This window comes from Nocardioides sp., from assembly GCF_047606145.1.
Taxonomy (GTDB): domain Bacteria; phylum Actinomycetota; class Actinomycetes; order Propionibacteriales; family Nocardioidaceae; genus Nocardioides.
Genome location: NZ_JASGET010000044.1, coordinates 1 through 5891, shown reverse-complemented (window position 1 = coordinate 5891; position 5891 = coordinate 1). Strand labels below are relative to the sequence as shown.

Below are 5891 nucleotides of genomic sequence, written 5' to 3'. Positions count from 1 at the left end.
GGGCGGGCGGAGCCCGCCCGCTCCGCGACCGGGCACCCGGCCGCGGCGGCCGGAGGCCCGGGCGAGGTCCGACCGATGCCGCATCCGCGCGATCCACGGTTCGCCATCGAGCGCGAGACCCTCAAGCTGGTCGTGCAGCATCCGATGGCGTTGGGTCGTACGACGAGCGAGGTCGGCGTCGAGGACTTCACCCACCCGCTCTATCGCGCGGTGTGGTCGCTGATCGCTGCCGCCGGCGGCGCGGTCGCCGGAGCCGGCGATCCCGGCTGGGCGGGACGGCTCAAGTCCTCGGCGGCCGAGCCCGCGGTGGCGGCGATGGTCAGCGAGCTCGCGGTGGAGCCGATTCCGGCGGCCCGGGAGCCGGACGCCTCCTATGTCCTCGTCCATGTCGTCCGGTTGCTGGAGCTCTCCGACCAGCGGCGGATCGCCGACGTCAAGAGCCGCCTGCAGCGCGCCGACGCCTCGGCGGACCCGGACGGCTACCGTCGGCTGTTCGCCGAGCTGGCGCGGCTCGAGCAGCATCGCCGGTCACTGCGCGACCGCTTGTCCTCGGCCTGAAGCCTCGACCTGAAGCCCGCCGCCCGGCTGGTGATCCCCCGCGGTATCACCAGCCGGGCGGCGCCGGCTCCCGAACCGCCGCTCGGCTATCGCGGCGGCGAGTCTCGAGCCGGGTCGTTCCCGCGGCCAGCCGGGCGAGCCCGGCGCTCCCGGGGCTGAGCTCTCCGGATCATCGGCGTGGGTGTCTCCTCGGGTCTCGTCATGACGCGGCGGGCGTCCTGGACGTTCGGGCGGAGGCAGGCAGGGCCTGGTTCCACAGAACATCAACAGGACCGTAGGGCAGGAGAGGGGAAGTTGTACCTGATTTGGAGGAAGTTCTGAGAAGATCATCAGATTCACCCGCGGGGGTCGCCCGGTGGCCGAGCCCCGCCGTGGGGTGGCTCGTCGTGGCCGGTCGACGGCCTCTCAGAGACGACCTCGATTTCGACCCCGAGCGGCCGGCTTGCTATCGTTCGTCGCGCTGCACAGCGGTCCCCTGTAGCTCAATTGGCAGAGCATTCGGCTGTTAACCGGAGGGTTGTTGGTTCGAGTCCAACCGGGGGAGCAGATGAACCCCGTCCGATCCGTTCGAACGGATCGGACGGGGTTCGGTCGTCGTCGGGTTCGGTCACACCGTGCCCACGATCCCGTCGCGCCAGCCACGTCCTTGTCGACGGCCCACCCGGCGGCGACATCCGCGGTGGCCTCGGCTCGGCCTAGCCCGGATCCGACTCGGCGGCCGGGCGCAGTTTGCCCGGATTGAGCAGGCCGTGGGGGTCGTTGCGGGCGGCAAGTGCCCGGATCCGATCCACGCCGCGGTCGACCCACCACTGGTGAGGGTCATGCACCTTCGCGCCGAGCGCGCGGAGCGCGTCCATGGCCCGGTAGACCTGGGCGGGGCCCTGGTAGCGGCCGTTGACCAACACGAAGGGCTCCGCGAAGCCGGCCTCGAGGTGCATGGTCGCCTGCGGGAGGACCCGGAGCGCCTCGTCGTAGCGGTCGATGAGCGCGTCGCCGATGGCCTCCACGTGGACCCAGGCGCCGGGCTCGGACCGCATCATCCACCAGGTCGGGTGGTTGTAGGACAGCGTGCTCTGCGCGAGCACCGCCGGCAGTCCCTCCCGGACCGACTCCACCCGACCGCCGGCGCCGGTGACGATGGCGGTCACCCGGTCGAGCGTCTCCGCGTCGACCACGGCGCGCAGGCTCGCCCGGCCCGGCACCAGCGCCACGTCGGCTGGCAGATGCGAGGCCAGCACCGCGTCGTCGACCGAGACCAGCCGCGGTCGCGGCTCCAGTGCCCGGATGTCGCGGAAGATCGCCAGCGCGTCGTGGACGTCGGCGAAGCTGGCCCACACCGCGCGCCAGGGCTGGAGCGGCTCCAGTCTGACCCCCGCCCGGACGAGGATGCCCGCGACGCCGTACGCGTGCACGTAGGGCTGGGCGGCCTCGTCCTCGTAGTGCGTGATCGAGGGCGCCGGTCCGGCGTCGACGACGTCCAGGCTCGCGACGAATCCCTCGTCGTTGTCGCCGTGACGGATGGAGCCGGTGCCGCACGAGCCGCCGGAGAGGAAGCCGCCCAGGGTGCTGTGCACGGTCGAGGGATACATCCACAGCTGCTGACCGGTCTTCCACGCCTCGGTCTCGAGGGTGAGCAGCTTCGCGCCCGCCTCCGCGGTCACCACCCCGTCCCGCACGGGGCCGAGGCCGGTCAGCCGGGAGAGGTCCAGCAGCAGGCCGCCGCGCAGCGGGATGGCCTGCCCGTAGTTGCCGGTGCCGCGGCCACGCGGGGTGACGGGTACGCCGAGGTCGACGGCCGCGGCGACCACCTCCGGCACCTGGTCGACCGCGGTCGGCAGGACGACCAGGTCGGCGAGCCCGAGAGGATGTCGATCCATCAGGATCGGCGACATGGTGGCGCCGTCGAGCGAGGCCCGCTCCCGGGAGGGCCGGTCGGCGCGCACGCCCCGGTCGCCGACGATCGCGGTCAGGCGCTGGGCGAGCTCCCCGACGACGTCGACGCCGGTCGTCGGCGTCACCCGGCCGCACCCACGGTGATCGACTCGATGCGGGAGCGCAGGAAGTCGCCGGCGGTCACCGGCTCGTAGGTGCTGGTGCCGACCTTCGCCGAGGGCAGCATCTCCACCACGGTCGCGGGATCGGCCTCGTGGAAGAAGACCAGCGACACCAGTTCCTCGGTCGGCTCGTCGGCCGGCGGCGGCAGCACCCGGTGGGGCGTGGACCGCCAACGGTCGGCGGTCCACCGGGCGAGCAGATCTCCGGTGTTGATGGTCAGCGACCCGGGCACGAACGGAGCGTCGATCCACTCGCCGTCGAGCCTACGGACCTGCAGGCCACCGGAGCCCGGCTGCCGGTCGAGGATGGTCAGCGTCCCGAAGTCGGTGTGCTGTCCGATCCGGAACTGACCCTCGGCCACCTCACCCACCGCCTCGCGGCCGGGATACCAGTTGAGGTTCGTCTGCCAGGGGCTGCGGCTGCACCGCGAGGTGAAGAAGTCGATGGGCAGATCCAGCGCGGTCGCGAAGATCTCCAGCAGGTCGTCGGCCAGCCGTGCGCTCGCCTCGGCGTAGGACGACACGATCTCGCGCATGCCGGGTCGCTCGGTCGGCCAGAGGTTGGGGGTGGGCGAGTCCTCCTGGCCGGCGACGTCCCCCTCCCAGGGCGCGGTCTCCGGGCCGAAGCCGAAGGACTCCTTGAGGTCCGGCGGGCTGTCGATGCCGTCGGAGCCCGCGTTGGCCTCGACGCCCGACGGCATCCAGCCGTGGCCGCCGGGACCGACCGAGTAGCGTCGCTTGGCCTCGACCGGGAGCCGGAAGAACTCCAGCGCCTCGGCCCGCACCCGGTCCACCAGGCCGTCCTCGAACGGGTGGCCGACCACCATCATGAAGCCGAAGACCTGCAGCGCGTGGTCGACCTGGGCGGCGACCTCCGCGCGGCGGTCGGGGTCGCCGCCGTACCACGGGGTGAGGTCGATCAGTGGAAGGGTCATCTCGTCGTAGCGTGACATCTGCGTCTCCTGGTCTGAGAAGGGTTGGTCGGTCAAGGGTCACCAGAGCTCGGGGAGCACGCCCAGCTGGTCGTACACGTCGAGGCCGTCCCACAGCGACCAGCACTCGATCACCCGACCGTCCGCGATCCGGAAGATGTCGATCCCGGTCATGGTCACCACCCGTCCGGTGGCCGGGACCTTCCCGTAGGGGCCGACGTGGCGACCCACGGTGCTCCAGTGCAGGACGACCCGATCGCCGTCGGTCAGCAGCGTCAGGATCTCGGTGCTCACCTCGGTGAAGGCACCCCGATAGCGAACGGCATCGGCGCGGACGGCCGCCACCGCGCGGTCGTCGAAGCCGGTGAGGTGGACGATGGCGTCGGGCGCGAAGGCCTCGCCGATGGCGCCGAGGTCTCCCTCGGCCCACAGCCGGCGATGATAGTCGGCGACCAGGCGCGTGGCGTCGCTCATCGCCGCACCGCCGATCCGGGCGCCTGGCTCCCGGCCGATGCGGTCCTGGCCGAGGCCCGGGGCGTGGGGGCCTGGGTCGAGGGAGTCCGGGTCGAGGGAGCGGCGGCGAGCCGCTGCTCGCTGGTCATCAGCCGGGTCCATTCGTTCAGGTAGCCGCGGATCGGCGCCTCGGTCGCGACGTCTCCCATCACGACGCCCACGGTCTCGGGGTCGTCGGTGTCCAGAGCGGCACCGCGCGAGGTGTCGATCCACTCCGCCTCCGGGATGAGCAGGCCGTCCTGGATGCGCTCGAACATCTCGAAGTCGTCGGGCGTGCCGAAGGACACGAAGTCCTCGTCGACCCGCAGCCGCAGCAGGTCCACCTCCTCGGGCGCGCCGGGCGCACCGATGAGGTAGACCGACAGCCGGGTCCGGCCGACCTCGACCGGCTCGACCACCATGAGCTGGTTGCCGACGAAGATCAGGTTCGGGAACAGGCTGAGGTTGAGCATGCTGCCGGTCGCCAGGTCGAGGGTGTCGCGATCGGCCAGGCCGCGCTCGCCGAGCGAGGCGACCAACTCGTTCGACGTGGGCAGTGGCCGCATCGTGGACCAGGGGCCGTCGGGGATGCTCGGTCGCTGGTCCACCACGGCGTGGCCGTGGGGCAGGGATCGACTCACGATCGGGGTGAGGGCGGGGTTGCGGTCGAGCACCGTGGTGGTGTCGGTCTCCTGCCCCAGCAGGTTGTAGCTGCGGTGGGCGAAGTTGGCGTGGATGCCGTCGGCGGCGTTGTCCCAGGAGACCTTCCAGTTGGCGGCGAACTCGTAGCGCAGCGGCGTGGGGTGGATCATCAGCTCGCCGCCGGGGTGCCGGTCGATGAGCGCGTCGAGCCATGGCCGGGCCGGACCGAGCCAGTCGAGCAGATCGAGCGGCTCCTCGGCGAGACTGCCGAACACGAAGCCGCGATAGACGGCGACGTGGGCGCGGCCCAGGTCGAACCGCCCGGACCTGACGTCGGTGTACGACGAGGGCACCGGCACGTTGCGCAGGTGACCGTCGACGTCGAAGCGCCAGCCGTGGTAGGGGCAGGTGAAGACCCGCTCACAGCCGCGGTCGGCGGTGACCAGCATGGTGCCGCGGTGCGAGCAACGGTTGAAGACCACGTGGATGCTGTCGTCGCCGGCGCGGGTGACCACGAGTTGGCGCCGCCCCAGTCGGCGACGGAGGAAGGAGCCGCGGGTGGGCAGTTCGCTGAGGTGGGCCAGATAGGCCCAGGAGCCGCCGAAGACGGTGCGCAGCTCGCGCTCGAAGATGTCCGGATCGGTGTAGAGGCGGCGGTGCACGTGCTCGGGGGTGACCAGCCGGTCCAACTCGGCCCGGACCGCCCGCACGTCGTCGCCGCCGAACGGGTCAGCGGCGCTCACAGCAGCCATCCCAGGTGCGGGCTGCCGGCCTCCAGATGGGGCAGCAGCATGATCTTGTGCACCAGCAGGTACGCCGTACCGCCCTCGGTGCGGGGTACCGCACGGAGCCGGTGCACCTGGCGGCCGGTGGTGGCCCAGGTCCGGTGGGCACGCACCTGCTGCAGACCGAGAACGCTGCTCACCACCAGCTCGTCGGGGCCGGCCGGCCAGGCCTCGACGCCGCTCACCGAGCGGACCACCGTCCCCGAGGGCACCAGTGCCCAGGCGTTCGGGTCGAGGAAGCGCCACACCCGCTCGTCGAGCCGGCGTCGGTCGTCGAGGAACAGGGACTGGTCATCGCCGGGGTGTGGCGACCGGGTGTCGAGGGGCACCCAGACCACCGTGTCGTCGCAGCAGTGCGACAACCAGTCGCGCCAGCGCTCGTGATCGAGCCAGCGTGCCTCGGCCGCGAGCTGCGCCGCGGCCGAGGC

General features: G+C 71.9%; 5 protein-coding genes, 1 tRNA gene and 1 pseudogene. 2 read left to right on the top strand and 5 right to left on the bottom strand.

Translation table 11 applies throughout. The features are described 5' to 3' along the window. Together QM638_RS06380 and QM638_RS06375 are read left to right on the top strand one after the other, a co-directional pair. Positions 1–558 (top strand): annotated as a pseudogene (locus tag QM638_RS06380) (DNA primase); the annotation flags it as partial. Positions 559–1029: 471 nt separating this feature from the next. Further along, positions 1030–1102 (top strand) — tRNA-Asn (locus QM638_RS06375). 151 nt (positions 1103–1253) lie between these two features. Here the strand turns inward: QM638_RS06375 and QM638_RS06370 are convergent. The 5 genes from QM638_RS06370 to QM638_RS06350 all read right to left on the bottom strand — a co-directional run. Beyond that, complete coding sequence (locus QM638_RS06370; protein ID WP_415141115.1) at positions 1254–2576, bottom strand: FAD-binding oxidoreductase; 1323 nt, start codon at positions 2574–2576, stop codon at positions 1254–1256. Beyond that, positions 2573–3565: an isopenicillin N synthase family dioxygenase gene (locus tag QM638_RS06365; RefSeq protein ID WP_415141114.1), complete on the bottom strand. Its 993-nt coding sequence runs from the start codon at positions 3563–3565 to the stop codon at positions 2573–2575. Before QM638_RS06365 ends, QM638_RS06370 begins: the two co-directional genes overlap by 4 nt. A gap of 39 nt (positions 3566–3604) precedes the next feature. Continuing rightward, positions 3605–4018, bottom strand: a complete 414-nt coding sequence (locus QM638_RS06360) for an ester cyclase (protein ID WP_415141113.1) — start codon at positions 4016–4018, stop codon at positions 3605–3607. After that, positions 4015–5421, bottom strand: coding sequence for an aromatic ring-hydroxylating oxygenase subunit alpha (locus QM638_RS06355; protein WP_415141112.1), 1407 nt, complete (start codon positions 5419–5421; stop codon positions 4015–4017). Before QM638_RS06355 ends, QM638_RS06360 begins: the two co-directional genes overlap by 4 nt. Then, on the bottom strand, positions 5418–5891 hold a 474-nt coding region (locus QM638_RS06350), incomplete at its 5' end, for an aromatic-ring-hydroxylating dioxygenase subunit beta (RefSeq protein WP_415141111.1). The genes QM638_RS06355 and QM638_RS06350, both read right to left, overlap by 4 nt.

Excerpts from the sequence above, each read along its gene's own strand:
- QM638_RS06365 (WP_415141114.1), bottom strand. The coding sequence starts at position 3,565 with ATGTCACGCTACGACGAGATGACCCTTCCACTGATCGACCTCACCCCG.
- QM638_RS06360 (WP_415141113.1), bottom strand. The coding sequence starts at position 4,018 with ATGAGCGACGCCACGCGCCTGGTCGCCGACTATCATCGCCGGCTGTGG.